The 16,060-nt window shown below is 67.7% G+C and carries 17 protein-coding genes; 5 read left to right on the forward strand and 12 right to left on the reverse strand.

Features of this window, described 5'->3' with window-relative positions; translation table 11 throughout:
- The 8 genes from AB1346_05255 to AB1346_05290 all read right to left on the reverse strand — a co-directional run.
- On the reverse strand, positions 1 to 226 hold a 226-nt coding region (locus AB1346_05255; GenBank protein ID MEW6719835.1), incomplete at its 3' end, for a type II toxin-antitoxin system HicA family toxin.
- A gap of 128 nt (positions 227 to 354) precedes the next feature.
- Positions 355 to 1,668 (reverse strand): adenosylmethionine--8-amino-7-oxononanoate transaminase, encoded by a 1,314-nt coding sequence (gene bioA, locus AB1346_05260; GenBank protein ID MEW6719836.1) that lies wholly within the window; start codon positions 1,666 to 1,668, stop codon positions 355 to 357.
- On the reverse strand, positions 1,668 to 2,375 hold the full coding sequence (gene bioD / locus AB1346_05265; protein ID MEW6719837.1) for a dethiobiotin synthase: 708 nt from the start codon (positions 2,373 to 2,375) through the stop codon (positions 1,668 to 1,670). Before bioD ends, bioA begins: the two co-directional genes overlap by 1 nt.
- On the reverse strand, positions 2,372 to 3,163 hold the full coding sequence (locus tag AB1346_05270) for a methyltransferase domain-containing protein (GenBank protein MEW6719838.1): 792 nt from the start codon (positions 3,161 to 3,163) through the stop codon (positions 2,372 to 2,374). The genes bioD and AB1346_05270 overlap by 4 nt, the downstream gene beginning before the upstream one ends.
- Positions 3,156 to 3,851, reverse strand: a complete 696-nt coding sequence (locus tag AB1346_05275; protein ID MEW6719839.1) for an alpha/beta fold hydrolase — start codon at positions 3,849 to 3,851, stop codon at positions 3,156 to 3,158. The genes AB1346_05270 and AB1346_05275 overlap by 8 nt, the downstream gene beginning before the upstream one ends.
- Positions 3,841 to 4,986, reverse strand: a complete 1,146-nt coding sequence (gene bioF / locus AB1346_05280) for an 8-amino-7-oxononanoate synthase (protein ID MEW6719840.1) — start codon at positions 4,984 to 4,986, stop codon at positions 3,841 to 3,843. Before bioF ends, AB1346_05275 begins: the two co-directional genes overlap by 11 nt.
- Positions 4,986 to 5,966, reverse strand: coding sequence for an HD domain-containing protein (locus tag AB1346_05285; GenBank protein ID MEW6719841.1), 981 nt, complete (start codon positions 5,964 to 5,966; stop codon positions 4,986 to 4,988). Before AB1346_05285 ends, bioF begins: the two co-directional genes overlap by 1 nt.
- 18 nt (positions 5,967 to 5,984) lie before the next feature.
- Positions 5,985 to 7,586 carry an FAD-dependent protein gene (locus tag AB1346_05290; protein MEW6719842.1) on the reverse strand — a complete coding sequence of 534 codons (1,602 nt, stop codon included), beginning with the start codon at positions 7,584 to 7,586 and terminating at the stop codon, positions 5,985 to 5,987.
- Here AB1346_05290 and AB1346_05295 point away from each other — a divergent pair.
- The 4 genes from AB1346_05295 to secG all read left to right on the forward strand — a co-directional run bounded on the left by AB1346_05295 (position 7,519) and on the right by secG (position 10,309).
- Entirely contained in the window at positions 7,519 to 8,088 is a 570-nt protein-coding gene (locus AB1346_05295; protein ID MEW6719843.1) for an LEA type 2 family protein, read from the forward strand. The two genes, AB1346_05290 and AB1346_05295, sit on opposite strands and share 68 nt — an antisense overlap.
- Before the next feature lie 97 nt (positions 8,089 to 8,185).
- Positions 8,186 to 9,190: a type I glyceraldehyde-3-phosphate dehydrogenase gene (gene gap, locus AB1346_05300; protein ID MEW6719844.1), complete on the forward strand. Its 1,005-nt coding sequence runs from the start codon at positions 8,186 to 8,188 to the stop codon at positions 9,188 to 9,190.
- 4 nt (positions 9,191 to 9,194) lie between these two features.
- Positions 9,195 to 9,944 carry a triose-phosphate isomerase gene (gene tpiA, locus AB1346_05305; GenBank protein ID MEW6719845.1) on the forward strand — a complete coding sequence of 250 codons (750 nt, stop codon included), beginning with the start codon at positions 9,195 to 9,197 and terminating at the stop codon, positions 9,942 to 9,944.
- Between the two features lie 26 nt (positions 9,945 to 9,970).
- On the forward strand, positions 9,971 to 10,309 hold the full coding sequence (secG, locus tag AB1346_05310; GenBank protein MEW6719846.1) for a preprotein translocase subunit SecG: 339 nt from the start codon (positions 9,971 to 9,973) through the stop codon (positions 10,307 to 10,309).
- A gap of 152 nt (positions 10,310 to 10,461) precedes the next feature.
- Here secG and AB1346_05315 read toward each other — a convergent pair whose 3' ends face one another.
- The 3 genes from AB1346_05315 to AB1346_05325 all read right to left on the reverse strand — a co-directional run bounded on the left by AB1346_05315 (position 10,462) and on the right by AB1346_05325 (position 11,866).
- Positions 10,462 to 10,662 (reverse strand): cold shock domain-containing protein, encoded by a 201-nt coding sequence (locus AB1346_05315; GenBank protein MEW6719847.1) that lies wholly within the window; start codon positions 10,660 to 10,662, stop codon positions 10,462 to 10,464.
- 115 nt (positions 10,663 to 10,777) lie between these two features.
- The gene (locus AB1346_05320; protein MEW6719848.1) at positions 10,778 to 10,954 is read right to left on the reverse strand and encodes a hypothetical protein; all 177 of its coding nucleotides are present in this window, start codon (positions 10,952 to 10,954) and stop codon (positions 10,778 to 10,780) included.
- 78 nt (positions 10,955 to 11,032) lie between these two features.
- A complete protein-coding gene (locus AB1346_05325; protein MEW6719849.1) occupies positions 11,033 to 11,866 on the reverse strand; it encodes a peptidyl-prolyl cis-trans isomerase in 834 nt (277 codons plus the stop codon).
- A gap of 81 nt (positions 11,867 to 11,947) precedes the next feature.
- Here AB1346_05325 and lnt point away from each other — a divergent pair, with 81 nt between their 5' ends.
- Entirely contained in the window at positions 11,948 to 13,522 is a 1,575-nt protein-coding gene (lnt, locus tag AB1346_05330; protein ID MEW6719850.1) for an apolipoprotein N-acyltransferase, read from the forward strand.
- Here lnt and AB1346_05335 read toward each other — a convergent pair.
- Positions 13,512 to 15,896 carry an OmcA/MtrC family decaheme c-type cytochrome gene (locus AB1346_05335; protein ID MEW6719851.1) on the reverse strand — a complete coding sequence of 795 codons (2,385 nt, stop codon included), beginning with the start codon at positions 15,894 to 15,896 and terminating at the stop codon, positions 13,512 to 13,514. The genes lnt and AB1346_05335 overlap by 11 nt on opposite strands.
- Positions 15,897 to 16,060: the final 164 nt, after the last annotated feature.

The raw sequence follows: 16,060 nt of genomic DNA on the forward strand, positions 1-16,060 counted from the left end.
TCTCGATCACCGCGAGCAATTGTTTCACTTGATACGGCTTTGCCATCCCGTGCCGATCCTGGAAAGTTAAAATCTCCTCCACGCCCTCTTTCACGTAGACGACGTGGGAACCCTTGCCTCCCCGCTTGACGAAACCCAAATGCTCGGCCATAAGGCAAAGTTCCCCGAAGCGGATGCCTGCCGGGTTGTTCCGGGCCTTGTCGACGAGCTTCCCTCGCTGCGTCATCGGAAATTATGATACCACTTTTGACATCATCAAGACACTCCCCTTGCTGAGGACGTACACACTTTGGTCCGGCTGCGAGGCGTCCCCGAAGGGGAGTGTCTCGTGCGCCAGGCAGGGGCCCGCGGCGGTCACCGGAGGACGCTCCGCAGCGTCGCCTCGAACCGGTCGAGGATGTCCTCCAGCTCCGCAGGCGTCGTGCATTGCGGGAGGAACAGGTAGATCACGTTACCCAGCGGGCGGAGGAGCAGCCCGCGGCGCAGCCCCTCGCGCCTCACCGCGCGGAAGAGCGGGTCGGTCCCCGGCAGCGGTTCCTTCGTCTTCCGGTCCTTCACCATCTCGAGGGCGGCCACCATGCCGATGTGCCGGACGTCCCCCACGCCCGGCAGGCCGGCGAAGGAGCGGAACGCCCCCCCCAGCCGCGGCGCAACAGCACGGACATTCTCCAACAGTGCGTTCTCTTCGAACAGGTCGAGGGAGGCGTTCGCCACGGCGCAACCCACCGGGTTCGCCGTGTAGGTGTGGCCGTGGTAGAAGGTCTTCCCGCTGTCCGGCTCCCCGAGGAAAGCCTCGTGCACCGCGTCGGTGGTAAGCGTCGCCGCGAAGGGAATCGTCCCCGCCGCGATCCCCTTCGACAGGCACAGAAAGTCGGGAGAGACGCCGGCCTGTTCGCACGCGAACATCGTCCCCGTGCGGCCGAACCCCGTCGCCACCTCGTCGACGATCAGCTGCGCGCCGAAGGCGCGGGCCAGCCGCGCCGCGCCGGCGAGGTATTCCGGCGGGTAGACGATCATCCCCCCCGCGGCCATCAGCAACGGCTCGAGGATGACCGCCGTGGTCCTTCCCTTCTCCTCCTCCAGCGCCTCCTCCAGGAAGCGCAGGCAGGCCGCGTCGCAGCCGGGATGCGACTTCCCCGCGGGGCACCGGTAGCAGCACGGCGCCGGGACGCGCCGGGAGGGAAACAGGATCGGGAGGAATGAGCGGAGAAACGCCTCCACGCCGCTGACGCTCATGCACCCCGTGGTGTCGCCGTGGTACCCGCGGTCGAGGCACACGAACCCGGTCCGCCGCTCCTCCCCCGCGTTCCGCCGGTACTGGAGCGACATCTTGAGCGCCACTTCCACCGCCGTGGAGCCGTTGTCCGAGAAGAAGACGCGCGAGAGCCCTCCGGGGGCGATGGCGGAAAGACGCGCGGCAAGCCGCTCCGCGGGCTCGTGGGTGACGCCGGCGAACAGGACATGGTCCAGCCGCTCCATCTGTCGCGCCGCGGCCTCGCGGATCCGCGGATGCCCGTGGCCGTGGACCACGCACCACCAGCTCGAGATCGCGTCGTAGTACCGGTTCCCGTCCGTGTCGTACAGGAACAGCCCCTCCGCGCGCTCGATCCGCAGCGACGGGTCGGCCGCCAGGGTGCTCATCTGCGTGTACGGATGCCAGACGGGCATCAGGCCGTCCTCCACCGCTCGAGGAACGCCTGCCCCACCGGCTCGAACGCCTCGGCGTCCGCGTCCGGGCGGGACAAAAACGGCACCTCCCCCAAAACCGGCGCCTTCGCGATCTCCGCGATGACGCGGATGTTGTCGGCCAGCAGCTCCTCCGGGCACCAGTCGACGCCTCCCGGCGGCCGGTTGAAGACCAGCCCCGCCAGCGGGATCTCCCGGCGGCGGACCGCCTCAACGGTGAGCAGCGCGAGGTTGATGGCCCCGAGACGATTCCCCACCACGATCAGGACGGGCAGCCCAAGGCGGGCGACGAGATCGCCGAGCAGCATCTCCTGGGACAGGGGAACGAGGAATCCCCCCACTCCTTCCACGACGACGGCGTCGTGGGATCGCTCCAGCCGCCGGTACGCCGCCTCGATCACCGACACATCGATCCGCTTCCCCTCCCGCTCCGCAGCCAGGTGCGGCGACGCTGGATAGGAGAACCGGTACGGACAGAGGTCCCCGAGCATGTCCTCCGGGATGTCTTGCGGCAGCTTCATGAGGCGCCGGTGCATCGCGAGGTCCGCGGGCCATCCCTGGGTCCCCGTCTGCACCCATTTCTGCGTGACGGCGTTCATCCCCCGCTCGCGGAGGAATGCCGCCAGGAGGCCGCAGACCATCGTCTTCCCCACGTTGGTATCGGTGCCCGTGACGAAGATCCCCTTCATGGCGCTTCCTCCTTCCTCTCCGACCCGCCGCACAGGAACACCTGGTACGTCGCCCGGATCGCGCCGAACCGCTCCCGGTACGCCCGCTCGACCCGGCCGAGCCGCCCAGGGCTCCAGCCGCCCTGCGAACCGGAGCCGCCGACCCCCGTGTACCGGATGCTCTTCAGCAGCCCCATCAGGTCCGGGAAATCCTGCCGGTACGAGCGCTCCTCGACGCTCCAGCGGGCGAAGGCGCCGGACATCGCGGCCTCGATCTCTTCCCGGGAGAGGAACCCCGCCGCCGCGGTCCGGTCCGCGCGCGATCCCTCCCGCTCCGCCCGCATCGCCTCGTCGAGCTCCGCGAACGTCCCCGGACCGAAGTAGGAGAACGTGAGGCGCCCGCCCTCCGAAAGCAGGGATGCCATCCGGCGCACGGTGCGCCCGAACGTCCGGAACCACTGGAACGTCGCGTTCGACGTGACCAGGTCGTACGTCCCCGAGACGATCTCCTCGGCATCGCCCGTCGCGAAGCGCGCCCTCGGGTCGGCGATCCGCTCCCGCGCCAGCCGGACCATCTCCGCGGAAATGTCCACCCCCTCGATCGACGCGCCGGGAAAGGCTTCGAGGAGCATCCGGGTGTAAAGGCCGGTCCCGCAGCCGGGCTCGAGGATGCTTTCGACCCGTCTCCCCTCGAGGGCGTCCCGGGTGAACGCCAGGAGGTCCGCAGCCGACAGCCGCTGGGCGTGGGCGTGCGCCTCGTAGCGCGAGGCGCCGATCGAGAAGCGGCGCGCGACCGCGGGGTCAGTCATCGGACGCGGCCGCCCGGAATCGCTCGTCCAGGAACGCGGCGTGCGGCGCCCCCGCGAGAAGACGGAACGCCGCGCGTCCCGACTCCCGCGCCAGCTCCTCCGCCTCGGAGGCCGGGGCGACCACGTCCCTCTCCCCGTGGACGATCGTCACGGGGCACGCCGGGAGATCTTCCGCGGACAGCACGGCCCCGGACAGGAAGGACAGCCCGGAAAGCAGCGCCTCGTCGTCCATCTCCCGGAGGTACTCCGCCTGGAGGCCGGAGCGGAATCGCCGGTATTCCTTCATCCGCGAAGGGAAGAAGCACTGCGCATAGAAATCGGAAAGGCAGCCCTCCCGGTCGCTCAGCAGCCGCTCCCGCGCCGCTTCCACGTCGGCCGCGGGGTATCGCTTCCGGACGCCGACCAGGACGAGCCGGCGCACCCGCCCGGGATGCCGCGCCGCAAACTCCGCCGCGAGGAAACCTCCGAGCGACCACCCGATGACCGTCACGGGGTTGCGCGCCGCGCCGTCCAGGAAAGCGGCCAGGCGGTCATGGAAACCGTCGGGGCGCAGCGACCCTGAAACGCGCGCCGAGGCGACGCCGGGAAAGAGGCCGTCGAACACGCGGCTGTCCGTGGCCCAGCCGGGAAGCAGCACCAGCGAGGGCGCCGCGCCCCCGCCCGCGACGGCGAACTCCTCACGCGGCACCGAGCGCCTCCAGGACGCCTTTGAGGTGGGAGTCCTTGTGGGCGGCGGTCAGGGAGAAGCGCAGCCTTGCCGACCCTTCCGGCACCGTCGGCGGGCGGACCGGCAGGGAGAGGAATCCCTGCCCGGCCAGCCGCCCGGAAAGCTCGACCGCCCGGGAACTCTGGCCGACCACGACCGGCACGATCTGGCTGTCGCCTCCCACGAGCCACCCTTTCGCCCGGAGAGCGCTCCGGAACTCCTCCGATCGGGCCAGGAGCCGCTCCCCGTGCGTCTCGCCCTCGAGGCAAAGCCGCAGCGCCGCGAGGTTCGCGGCGATCACCGGGGCGGGCAGCGCCGTCGAGTAGATGAAGCTGCGGGCGGAGTTCACGAGGAACTCGACGACCGTCCGGGAGGCCGCAAGGTAGGCGCCGAAGGAACCCAGCGCCTTGCTGAACGTCCCCATCACGAGATCGACTTCCCCGGTAAGCCCCTCCGCTTCGACGCATCCCCGCCCCTGCGGCCCGAAGACTCCCGTTGCGTGCGCCTCGTCGACCATGAAGAGACACTGGTGGCGGCGCGCTGTCTCGAGGAGAAGCTTCAGCGGAGCGCGGTCGCCGTCCATGCTGAAGACGCTTTCCGTCATCACCAGCGCCTTGCGGAACGTCCCGCGGCGCTTCTCCAGCAGCGAGGAGAGATGCTCCGGATCGTTGTGGCGGAACCGGACCAGCGTCGCGCGCGAGAGCAGCGCCCCGTCGAGCTGGCTGGCGTGGCAGAGCTGGTCCGCGAGGATGACGTCGTGGCGGCCGAAGAGCGCCGGGACGATCCCCGTGTTCGCCTGGTACCCGGAGTTGAAGACCAGCGCGCTCTCCGCGCCCTTGAACGACGCGACCGCCTCCTCCAGCTCGTGGTGGATCGCCAGGTTTCCGCTCATCAGGCGGGAAGCCCCCGCGCCCACCCCGTACCGGTCGAGGGCGTCCTTCGCCGCGGCGACCAGCGCCGGGTGGGACGAGAGCCCAAGGTAGTCGTTCGAGGAGAAGTCGACGTACTGCCGCCCTCCCCGCGTCGCGAGGCCGGGGCGCCGCTCCTCGGAGGGGGACAGCCGCCGCAGGAGCTGCTGCCGCTCCCGCTCCTCGAGGAACTCCCGCAGCTCCTCCATCAGGCGTCTCCCCGGGGGCGGGGGGACTTCCCGGAGAAGAGGTACCGCTCGAACATCCGCTGGTAGTCGGTCCAGCGGGCGCCCTCCGGCAGGTCCGCGATCGCGTCGTTGAAGGCCGTCACCTTGGCATCCATGTTCTCCACGAAATGGAGCAGGACCGCCTCCAGCGTCTTGGGCCGCTTGGGGGATCCGTACTCGAGCTCGCCATGGTGGGAGAGGATCATGTGCTTGAGCAGCATCGTCTTCTCCCCGGGGAAGCCGGAAATGGATCCGCAGATGCCGTCCACGTATTCCGCGCCCATGTAGAGGTGCCCCAGCAGCCGCCCCTCGTCCGTGTAGTCGAAGGCGCCCTCGTACGATAGCTCGTGCACCTTACCCACGTCGTGCAGCAGCGCCCCCGCGGTCAGCATGTCGGCGTCCACGTTCTCGTAATGGAAGGAGAGGAACCGGCAGATCCCGGCGACCGAAACGGTGTGCTCCAGCAGCCCGCCGATGTAGTCGTGGTGCATCGTCTTGCCGCCGGGCGCCTGGCGGAACCGGCGCGCCACGTCCGTCGCGGGCGGATCGGGAAACACGGCCGACAGCAGCTTCCGGATGTCCGGGTCCTTCACCTCGGCGATGTGCGCCTGGAGCGTCGACCAGAGCGGGTCGATCCCCTTCCGCGTGACCGGGAGGTACTCGGAAAGGTCCCTCGCGCCCCCCTCCTCGCGGCGGACGTCGTGGACCTTGAGCTGGACGCGTCCCTGGTAGGAGATCGCGCTGCCGCTGGCCTCGACCACGTCGTCCCGGTCGAACCGCTTGCCGATCTCCTCCGCCCGGTCCCATACCCTCGCCTCGATGGTCCCCGTCCGGTCGCGGAGCTGCAGGCTCAGGTACGGTTTCCCCGCGTTGCTGGTGAGCTGCGCCTTGCCCGCCACGAGGAACAGCTCCCGGATCTGCTCCCCTTCCTTGATATCCTTAACGTACCGGACCTTCGGCATTCCGACGCCCTCGGCTTTCTAAGTGGAATATGTTTCGAGAATGCGAAGGGCCGCCCGGATCCCGTCCACGGCGGAGGAAACGATCCCCCCGGCGTGCCCCGCCCCTTCCCCCACAGGATACAACCCTTTGCGGGAGACCGACTCATAATTCACCCGCTCGATGCGCACCGGCGAGGAGGTCCGCGACTCCACGGCGTAAAGCGTCGCCTCCTTCGTCAGGAAGCCGCGCATCGTCTGCCCGAACCGCAGGAGCCCGGTCCGCAGGTCCTCCTCCACCCGTTCCGGGAGGATCCCGCGAAGGGTGTCCTCCGCCGTCCCGGGAGCCAGCGTACGCGCCGGGGAGGGAGAAAGCGCTGTCCCGTGGACGAAGGAAAGGAGGTTCGCCGCCGGGAGGGCGAACGACCCGCTTCCGCGCGCGCATGCGCGGCGCTCGATCTCTTCCTGGAAGACGATCCCCGCAAGGGGGGAGCCCTCCGGCCCCGCGGCCGCCCCGTACTCCTCCGGACCCACCGCCGCCACGATGCCGCTGTTGGCGAAGCCGGAATCCCTCGCCCGCCGGCTCATCCCGTTGACCACCGCCTGCCCTTCCCCGGACGCTGCCTGCAGCACTTCCCCGCCCGGGCACATGCAGAAGGAGTAGACGCCGCGTCCGCCCGGGGCGCGCGCCGCGAGGCGGTAGTCGGCGGGGGGGAGCCCCTTCCCCGCGTCCCGCCCGTACTGGATCCGGTCGATCAGCCGCTGCGGATGCTCCACGCGGAACCCCACGGCGAACCCCTTGGGGGTCATGTGCACGCCCTGCCCGTGCAGCCGCCGGACCGTGTCCCTCGCGGAGTGGCCCACCGCCAGCACCACGACGGGGGAAAGGATCTCCTCCCCTCCCGCCAGCCGCACCCCGCGGACCGCGTCGCCCTCCACGAGCAGCCCATCGACGCGCGCCCCGAAACGCACCGTCGCCCCCAGGGCGAGAAGCTCTTCCCGCATCCGGCGGCAGAAGCCCAGCAGGCGGTCGGTCCCGACGTGCGGCTTCGCGTCGAGGGGAAGGTCGGGGATGGCGGCGAGCTCCGCGAAGACGGAAACGACGTGCTCCACGAGCGGGTCCCCGATCCGCGTGGAGAGCTTCCCGTCGGAGAAGGTCCCGGCCCCGCCCTCCCCGAACTGGACGTTGCTCTCCGGATCGAGGACGCCGTCCTTCCAGAACCGGTCCACGTCGCGGCGCCGCTCCTCGACCGGCCGCCCGCGCTCGAGGATCACGGGAGGGGCGCCGAACCGCGCCAGCGTCAACGCGGCGAACAGCCCCGCCGGCCCCATCCCCACCACCACGGGGGGGACGGGAGGTTTCCGCACGGGGGCAGGCGGGAACGGATCGGGGGAGGGCTCCCGCCGCCGTGCGTTCGGGACGCGGGCGCAGACCGCCTCCTCTTCCGCCTCGGACCGCAGGGCGAGCTCCACGGTGTAGACCCTCCGCACGCTCCCCTTTCCGCGTGCATCGAGCCCCCGGCGCACGACGGAAAACCGCACCATCTCCCCGGCCGGAACGCCTATAATCTTCCTTATGCGATCGAACAGCGCGCTCTCCGGCAGCGCCGGGTGCGCCCGCACGTCGGAGATCCGGATCGTCAAGCGGCTGGCCCTCCTCCTGCTCCTCCCGGCGCTCCTGCTCTCCGCGTCCTCCTGCAAGCCGCTGGTCCGGAGCGTCTTCAAGAACCCGAAGGTGAGGCTGGTCTCCATCGGCCTCGCCGGGAACCCCTTCCAGTCCCGGGAACCGCTGGAGGCGATCCTTCACCTGTCGGTGACCAATCCCAATTCCTACGCGCTGGTCGTGTCCCAGGTCTCCTACACTGCGACCCTCGGGACGCAGCGCCTCGCAAGCGGGGAGAAGAAAGAGGAGACCCGCATCGAGGCGTCCGGCGAAACGATCGTGGAGGTCCCCGTGCTCCTGTCCGTCGAGGCGTTCCCGGCCGCGCTCCAGGAGTTCCTCGGAGCCCGCGCGGTCCCCTACTCTTTCAACGGCTCCGTGGGGGTGACGGCCCCCGTCGTCGGGCTCGTCCACATCCCCTTCTCCAAGGAGGGGACGATCGACCCGAAGGACCTCCTCCGAAAGAAGGGGATCGGGTTCAACTGATTATATACCTGCCCCATTTGACAGTGGATAAGGTCAAGGTATAATTACTCTTTTCCCGGGACGTCATCCCTGAGAGAACCCGACGGAGGTATACGCCATGGCCGTGAAAGTGGGCATCAACGGATTCGGACGGATCGGACGGAACTTCTTCCGCGCAGCATACAAGGACCCCGCTCTGGAGGTCGTCGCCGTCAACGACATCACCGACGCGAAGACGCTGGCGCACCTCCTCCAGTACGACTCCGTCCACGGACGGTTCGAAGAGTCCGTCTCGGCGAAGGAAAACGCCATCGTGGTGGCCGGGAAGGAGATCCAGGTCCTTGCGGTCAAGGATCCCGCGGAGCTTCCCTGGGGCAAGCTGGGCGTCGAGATCGTCATCGAGTCCACCGGCAAGTACACCGACCGCGAGGGGTGCGAGAAGCACCTGAAGGCGGGCGCGAAGCGCGTCATCGTCTCCGCGCCGGCCAAGGGCGAGGACGCCACCATCGTCATGGGGGTGAACGAGAAGACGTTCGACCCGGCGAAGCACCGGATCCTCTCCAACGCCTCCTGCACCACGAACTGCCTCGCGCCGGTGGCCAAGGTGCTCCTCGACAACTTCGGCATCGAACGGGGGCTGATGACCACGATCCACGCCTACACCAACGACCAGAAGATCCTCGACCTGCCGCACAAGGACCTCCGCAGGGCCCGCGCCGCCGGGATGTCGATGATCCCCACGACCACCGGGGCCGCAAAGGCCGTCTCCCTGGTCATCCCCGAGCTGAAGGGGAAGCTCGACGGGATGGCGATCCGCGTCCCGACCCCGAACGTCTCGGTCGTCGACCTGACGGCGGAGCTTACGAAGACCGTCACGGCCGAGGAGGTCAACGCGGCGATGAAGAAGGCCGCCGAGGGGCCGCTGAAGGGGATCCTGCAGTACGTGGACGCTCCGCTGGTCTCCATCGACTTCAACCACGACCCGTGCTCGTCCGCGTTCGACTCCCTGTCGACGAAGGTCATCGCCGGCAAGATGGTGAAGGTCCTGGCCTGGTACGACAACGAGTGGGGCTATTCCAGCCGCCTCGTCGACCTGGCCAAATACGTGTCCGGGGCCCGCTGACGCCATGCGCGTCCCGGTCATCACGGGCAACTGGAAGATGTACAAGACCGCGGGGGAAGCCGCGGCGTTCGTGAGGGCGTTCCTTCCGCTGGTGTCCGACGCCCGGGGGGTCGAGATCGTCCTCGCGCCGCCGTACCCGTCGATCGGGACCGTCGCGGAGCTGGTCCGGGGCAGCGGCGTCTCCGTGGCTTCGCAGAACGTCCATTTCGAGGACGAGGGCGCCTACACCGGGGAGGTCTCCCCGCGGATGCTGAAGGAGGCCGGGGCGACCCACTGCATCATCGGGCACTCCGAGCGCCGGCAGTACTACTCCGAGACCGACGGGTCGGCGAACCGGAAGGTCCGCGCGGCGCTCGCCGCCGGGCTGACCCCGATCTTCTGCCTGGGGGAGACGCTGGAGCAGCGCGAGTCCGGGAAGACCTTCGAAGTGGTCGAAACGCAGCTCATCGAGGGGCTGAAGGACGTCCCGGCGGCCGAAGGGCCGAAGGTCGTCGTGGCCTACGAGCCGGTCTGGGCCATCGGGACCGGCAGGACGGCGACGCCGGAGCAGGCGCAGGAGGTCCATGCCTTCCTGCGCTCGCGCCTTAAAGGGGCATGGGGCGCCGCGGCGGACTCCGTCCGCATCCTGTACGGCGGCTCCGTGAAGCCGGACAACATCGACACGCTGATGTCGAAGGAAGATATCGACGGCGCCCTGGTGGGCGGCGCAAGCCTCAAGGCGGATTCGTTCGCCCGGATCGTGAAGTTCAAATAACGTCTCTCGAAGAAGCGGAGCAAGCCATGTACACGTTCATCGTCATCCTGCACGTGGTCGTATCGATCGCCATGATCCTCGTCATCCTCCTCCAGACCGGGAAAGGCTCCGACATCGGCGCGGTCTTCGGCGGCGGATCCTCCCAGACGCTCTTCGGCTCCTCCGGGCCCACCAGCTTCCTCGGCAAGCTGACGGCGGGGGCGGCGATCCTGTTCATGATCACGTCGCTGTTCCTGGCCTACTTCTCCGGCGGCGGGCAAACCCGGAGTCTCATGAAGGGCAGCGCCCCCGCGTCGGCCGTTCCCGCCCCGGCGCCGCAGGCGCCGGCCGCACCGCCGGCCCCGGCCGCGCCTCCCGCGAAGTAAGGAGCACGGCGACAGCGCGGGGCGCATGGCTCGCCGCTCCCGGCCATCCATGGCCTCCGCGGCATGATGCCATCCATGGCATCAAAAAAAAACCCCGGCGGTTTCCCGCCGGGGTTCTTGTTTTCAGGGTTTTTTCTCCCGGGTTACCGTCGTTACGCCTTGGTGACGTTGGCGGCCTGGGGTCCCTTGGGGCCTTCCGTGATTTCGAACTCGACGCGCTCGCCTTCCTTCAGGGAGCGGAAGCCGTCCATCTTGATCGCGCTGAAATGCACGAACACGTCCGGCCCGCCTTCCTGTGCGATGAAACCGTACCCCTTCGCGTCGTTGAACCACTTCACCGTTCCTTGTGCCACTGCTTCGTACCTCCTGGCTGGATTCCGCTGGCAAACATGGGCAAAAAGCCGTAGATTTGCAGCATTCCAAACGTTAACAACCGGTCCTTTCGATGTCAAGAAATAATCCGATGTCTTACCGCTTCTTCTTCTCCTCCTCCTGGGCTTTTCCGCACCAGCTGCAATAGAGCGCTTCCGTGCCGATCCAGTGCAGGCAGTTCCGGCATTGCTTCTCCGCCGGCGGCTGGACGCGCTCCCCCTCCTGCACTTCCTCCCAAGAATCCTCGTCGTATTTCCAATCGTCCCGTCGCATCCGAGCTCCCGTGATGATTCCGTTCCTCTTCTTATCGGAAGGAGCCCCGGAGAAATTCGCCGATTCCTCGAGATCCCGCTACTTCTTGTAGACGATCTCCGATTCCTTCTCCATCTCCGCGACCATCTTCTCCTGGAGCTCCTCGATTTTCCGCTTGCGCATCCGGTTGACGATTTTCTCCCTTTCCGAGCTCAGGGAGAGGACCGGGTCGACTTTCTTCGCGACCACCCGGATGATCCCGCGGTGTCCGCCGGGCAGGGACAGGATCGGGCTCACCTTGCCCGGCTCCAGCCCCGGAAGGATCTCCCGCCACTCCTCGGGAACCCGGTCCCAGGCGAGAAATCCGAGGTCCCAGGGGGCTTTCGATCCTTTCGGAATCCCCGGGAAGCGCCGGGACGCCACCTCCTCGAACGGCGTTCCGCCCTGGAGCGCCCTGTAATCATCGGCGAGCCGGGACTCGTCTCCACGGTAGAAGATCATCTGCACGTGATATTGCGTCCGGATGAAATCGGCGTTCTTCTCGAAGAATTCCCGGATCTCCGCATCCGTCACGACGGCCTGGCGCACGATGTGGTCATTCAGGATTCTCGACAGCTCCTGCTTCCGGAACATCTGAAGCTGGGCTTCGGCCTGCCCGACCCTCCTGCGGTACTCCTTGTCGTTGTCCAGCCCCAGCTTCAACGCCTTCTGATGGATCAGCTCCTGGCGGACCAGGCTTCGCAACGGGTCTCCGCCCGGATCCTGGCCCCGCGCGGCCTGCATCAGGTCGTTCTCGTAGATCGGGACACCGTTCACCGTCGCGAGGACCTTTCCCCTCGCGCCGACGTCGGCCGGTTCCTTGCCGCCCTTCCCGCAGGAAACAACCGCTGTCGCCGCGAGCAGCACGGATAACAGGACCAGGATTCTTCGCAATTTCATTCCTCCCGTGGATTTTCCGGAAATCTGCATCGCGTGGCCTTCTAAAAGATAAAATACCACAGATAAAATAGGCGTATGACGCTCCTGCTCCCCGTTCTCTCCGGCGCGCTCGCCGGTTTCAGCTACATCCCCTTCCCTCCCTGGGCGCTTTTCTTCTGTCTCGTTCCCCTCTGGCTCTTCTGGCTTCGCGAAACATCCTGGAAAAGGGTCCTGTTCGGAGGATGGCTCGCCCAGTTCGTCCTGACGCTGATCGTTTCCCATTGGGTGGCCCACACCGCCCACGAATTCGGCCGCCTCTCCCGGCCCGTCTCCATCCTCGTTCTTCTCCTGTTCGCCGCCCTCGGGCACATGTTCCTCCCCGCGGCCGGGCTCGCCTTCGCGCTGCTCCGTTCCCGCCGGAAATTTTCCCCCGGGGCGGAACGATTCCTTCTCGCCTCGCTGACCGCTCTTGCCTGGTCGATCTGGCCGATGCTTTTCCCGTGGAACCTCGGGTACGCATGGTTCGGGGCCGGGATGCCCGCCTTCCAGCTCGCGGAATTCGTGGGATTCGAGGGGCTGGGCGCTGCGACGATCGGGCTCAACCTTGCGTTCCTCGCGTCATGGGAAAACCGCGGATCGCGGAAGGGCGCGGCCGCCCTCGGGGCTGCCCTGGCCTTCCTCGCCGTCCTCAACGCATCGGGATGGTTCCGGGGGAAAACCCTTCCTCCCCCCGACGCGAAGGTGCGAATCCTGGTCGTCCAGGGGAACATCGGCGATTACCTCCGATTGCGGGAGGAGCGGGGAGATCGCTTCCGGGAGGAGATCCTGGCGAGCTACTTCTCCGCGACCTCGCGGGGGCTGGCGGCATCGGCCGGGAGCCCGCCGGATTTCGCGGTGTGGCCGGAATCGGCGTTTCCCGACATCATCCACCCGGCCGGCATGGAGGAAGGGAACGTCCTCCTGCTGCGGGAATACCTGTCCCGCCACGCGATCGCGCTGGTCGCAGGCGCGCGGGGATACGACGCGTCCTCCGGAAAGCGGACGAACGCCCTGTTCCTGTTCGACGGGAACGGAAGGCAGGCGGCGGCGCCGTACCATAAAACGAAGCTCCTGGCGTTCGGGGAGTACGTCCCGGGAAGCGCGGCGTTCCCGGCGCTCAAGGGACTGTTCCCCCGCACGGCCGACTTCGCCCGGGGAAACGGGCCGGAGACGAGAACGCTGAACGGATTGATATTGGGACCGCAGATCTGCTACGAAGGGCTCTTCCCCGGGTTCTCCCGCTCCCTGGCGGAGCAGGGGGCGCAGCTCTTCCTGAACGTGACCAACGATTCCTGGTTCGGGGATTGGGCCGAGCCGCGCCAGCACCTCATGATGACGCTGGCCCGCGGGATCGAGTTCCGCCTTCCCGTGGTCCGCGCCACCAGCACCGGCTTCTCCGCCGCGATCCTGGCGGACGGCACTCTTCTCGAACGCTCCCCCCTCCGCAAGGAATGGGCCTCCGTCTACGAAATCCCTTACCGGAAGGAGCCGCGCGCCACGTTCTATCGGGATTACGGATATCGGCTGGTTCCGGCGGTTCTCTGGATCGCGGCGGGCGGTGCGTTCCTGGCGGGAAGGAAAAAGAAAAGCGGGCGGGCCCCGAAGGGCCCGCCCGGTGGAGCTACTCGATGATGTTGCCCTGGAGCACGTTGAAGTGCGCCCCGTTGACCACCATGTGCGCCCGGATCGGCGCGGAGTCATGGCAGGCGGAGCAGACGCCGGCGTTCTTGGTCATGTTGCCGTCGTCGTCCGGATCCGTCAGGCTCGTCGGGCTGTTGACGGTCGTCGCAAGGATGCCGGGCTGCATCGGGAGCTGCCAGGTGGTGCCTTCGTGGCACTGGCTGCACCGGCGCATGTTCCCCGGGTAGGTGACTTCGCCGAAGTCGGCCGGGTTCCCGCCGAAGCCGTAGACGACCAGCGCCGTCGTGCGGGGAGAGCCGCCTCCGCCGTGGGTCACGCCGGAGCCGTGGATCGCGTGGATCATGTTCTTGAAGTCGATGGTCTCCTCGCGCTTTCCGTCGATCCCGACGGCAGGCGAGGCCGGACGCCGGCCGATGTCGGTGGCGTTCGGGTTGTGGCAGATCACGCAGACCTCGATGGAATCGGTGCGGTTCGCGCCATGGATGGTGAGCTGGTCATGGCAGTTGTCGCACTTGAGCGGCTGACCCGTGGCCGTGACCACCTGGCGCCGCGGCACGGGATCGACATCGGTGATCCCGAAATAGAGGAACGCGTTGCGCACGGGGAGACGGGTCCCGTCCGTGAGGGCCGGGTGCCCCTCCAGGGCGGCGATGCCGGTCCCGATCGCATCCGCCGGGATCGCGACAGGAGAGGTCACGGCGAAGGTCCCGTTCCCGTTGTTCGTCGCCACGCCGGCGGCGAGCGGGTTGATCGACACGGGCTGGCCGACGTTGTTGCCGGAGCCCTTGTTGGTGTAGTCGGCAGCGGGAGTGCCCAGCCCGACTTCCCCGGTCATCCAGCCGATCAGGACCGCCAGCCGGCTGGCGCCGCCGGGGACCGTGAACGCGGGATGGGTGAGGATGTCATACGCGGTGTTGTCGTTCGGATTGGTCACCGAGAAGGTGACGACCGGCCGCTGGCCGGGCGCAGTGCCGGTTACGGAAAGGACGTTGAACTGGAAATCGGCCGCGGCTACCCGCTCCGGGATCTGGTGGGCGACGGTCACGCTCAGCCCCACGCCGAAGCCGTCGGCCGGGTGGCAGACGACGCAGCTCGAGTTGTCCGCGATCGGGCCGCCGGAATGCTGGACTTTCCCCGCAGGCGGAGTGGCCGCGAAGCTGATGTCGTCGTGGCAGCTCCCGCAGGCATTCTGCGAGGGCCGCTCCCGCCAGTTGTTCCCGTCGGGGGTGGCGGCGTCGGCCGCGTTATGGCACTTGGTGCAGTTGCGCACGTCCTGGGGATAGCCGACGTGGGAGTAGTCATGCACGCTGTTGTTGTTGCCCCAGATGATGTAGCTGCCGCCGGCGAGCACCGTGGGGAGGTTCTTCCCGCGGTGGATCTTGTGGGTCATCACGCCCATGTCAACGGTTTCCCCGCTCTGGGGATCGATCGAGTTCGGGTTGTGGCACACCACGCAGTACTCCACCTCGACGCGGGCGCCGCCGCTGTGGAACCCCCACCTCGGGGCGACCGTCGACAGCGTGTGGCACTCGAGGCAGGAGGCCGTCGTGGCGACGTTGCGGGTGACCGTTATCGCGCCGCCGTCGGGACGGACGTCGAGAGTGTCGTTCACGCGGGCGTCCCCTTCGGTGACAAGCGTGGTGGCGGTCTGGACGGCCACCCGGTGGGTGAGGGTGTTGTCGTAGCCCACGAGCACGCCCGAGCCGGGGAACGTCACAGCGTTATCCAGCGGCTGGTTGAACGTGAATGTGTAGGTACCGGCAGTGCCGGTCTCGACCAGGGTGCCGCCGGTGACGGCGTTGGTCCCGTGGCTGGCCGCCGTGGCCTGGCCGACGGGCACAGTGATCGCATTGACGCCTCCGGGTACGTTTGTGGTGCTGGCGCTCGCCTCCCTGGTGATGTAGCTCTGCCACGTGTCCGGATCGCCGTTCGCCCCGGGGATCAGCTTGGCGATGCCGAAGGAGAGTCGGGTCCGCAGCGTGGCGTCCGCCGCGATGCCGGTGAACGCCGCGCCGTTCCGGGTGATCGTGAACGTCACGACCGGCTGGACGGGAGGCGTCGCCGGGAAGGTCACTCCGGTGATGTTCAGGACGATCGTGTTGACCGGATCGAGGACCGCGGCGTCGTGAAACTCGTTCATGGGCAGGAACCGCGCGCCGACCCCGTGGCAGACGTTGCAGGTCTCGGACGCCGTCGTCAGGTTATCCGCCGGAGGCGCAGGGAACCCCGGAACGAGGTCGCCGGGGCCCGCGGTGCCGCCCGCGGCGCCCGCAGGTCCCGCGGGGCCGGTGTCTCCCGTGCAGCCCAGGAACAGGGCCGGCGCAAACAGCAGCAGGACAAACAGAAAAGCCGTAGTTCGTCTCACTTTCCCCTCCTTACAGAGAAATACTTGTGGTTGATGGAGCCCTCCTGAAACCGTGGAACCATGACCGGGCAACACCTCCTTTCGGACCTCATGAACCGGAACTTTAGCTGAAAAAACAAAAACCGTAAAAAATCTCCACATCGCGTTCCGGCTTACAAGCCATA

The organism is Thermodesulfobacteriota bacterium (genome assembly GCA_040758155.1).
GTDB lineage: Bacteria > Desulfobacterota > Deferrimicrobia > Deferrimicrobiales > Deferrimicrobiaceae > UBA2219.

Coding starts and splice junctions, on each gene's coding strand:
- AB1346_05285 (MEW6719841.1), bottom strand. CDS start 5,966: ATGCCGAAGGTCCGGTACGTTAAGGATATCAAGGAAGGGGAGCAGATC.
- gap (MEW6719844.1), top strand. CDS start 8,186: ATGGCCGTGAAAGTGGGCATCAACGGATTCGGACGGATCGGACGGAAC.
- AB1346_05295 (MEW6719843.1), top strand. CDS start 7,519: ATGCGATCGAACAGCGCGCTCTCCGGCAGCGCCGGGTGCGCCCGCACG.
- tpiA (MEW6719845.1), top strand. CDS start 9,195: ATGCGCGTCCCGGTCATCACGGGCAACTGGAAGATGTACAAGACCGCG.
- bioF (MEW6719840.1), bottom strand. CDS start 4,986: ATGGAGGAGCTGCGGGAGTTCCTCGAGGAGCGGGAGCGGCAGCAGCTC.
- AB1346_05320 (MEW6719848.1), bottom strand. CDS start 10,954: ATGCGACGGGACGATTGGAAATACGACGAGGATTCTTGGGAGGAAGTG.
- bioA (MEW6719836.1), bottom strand. CDS start 1,668: ATGCCCGTCTGGCATCCGTACACGCAGATGAGCACCCTGGCGGCCGAC.
- lnt (MEW6719850.1), top strand. CDS start 11,948: ATGACGCTCCTGCTCCCCGTTCTCTCCGGCGCGCTCGCCGGTTTCAGC.
- secG (MEW6719846.1), top strand. CDS start 9,971: ATGTACACGTTCATCGTCATCCTGCACGTGGTCGTATCGATCGCCATG.
- AB1346_05270 (MEW6719838.1), bottom strand. CDS start 3,163: ATGACTGACCCCGCGGTCGCGCGCCGCTTCTCGATCGGCGCCTCGCGC.
- bioD (MEW6719837.1), bottom strand. CDS start 2,375: ATGAAGGGGATCTTCGTCACGGGCACCGATACCAACGTGGGGAAGACG.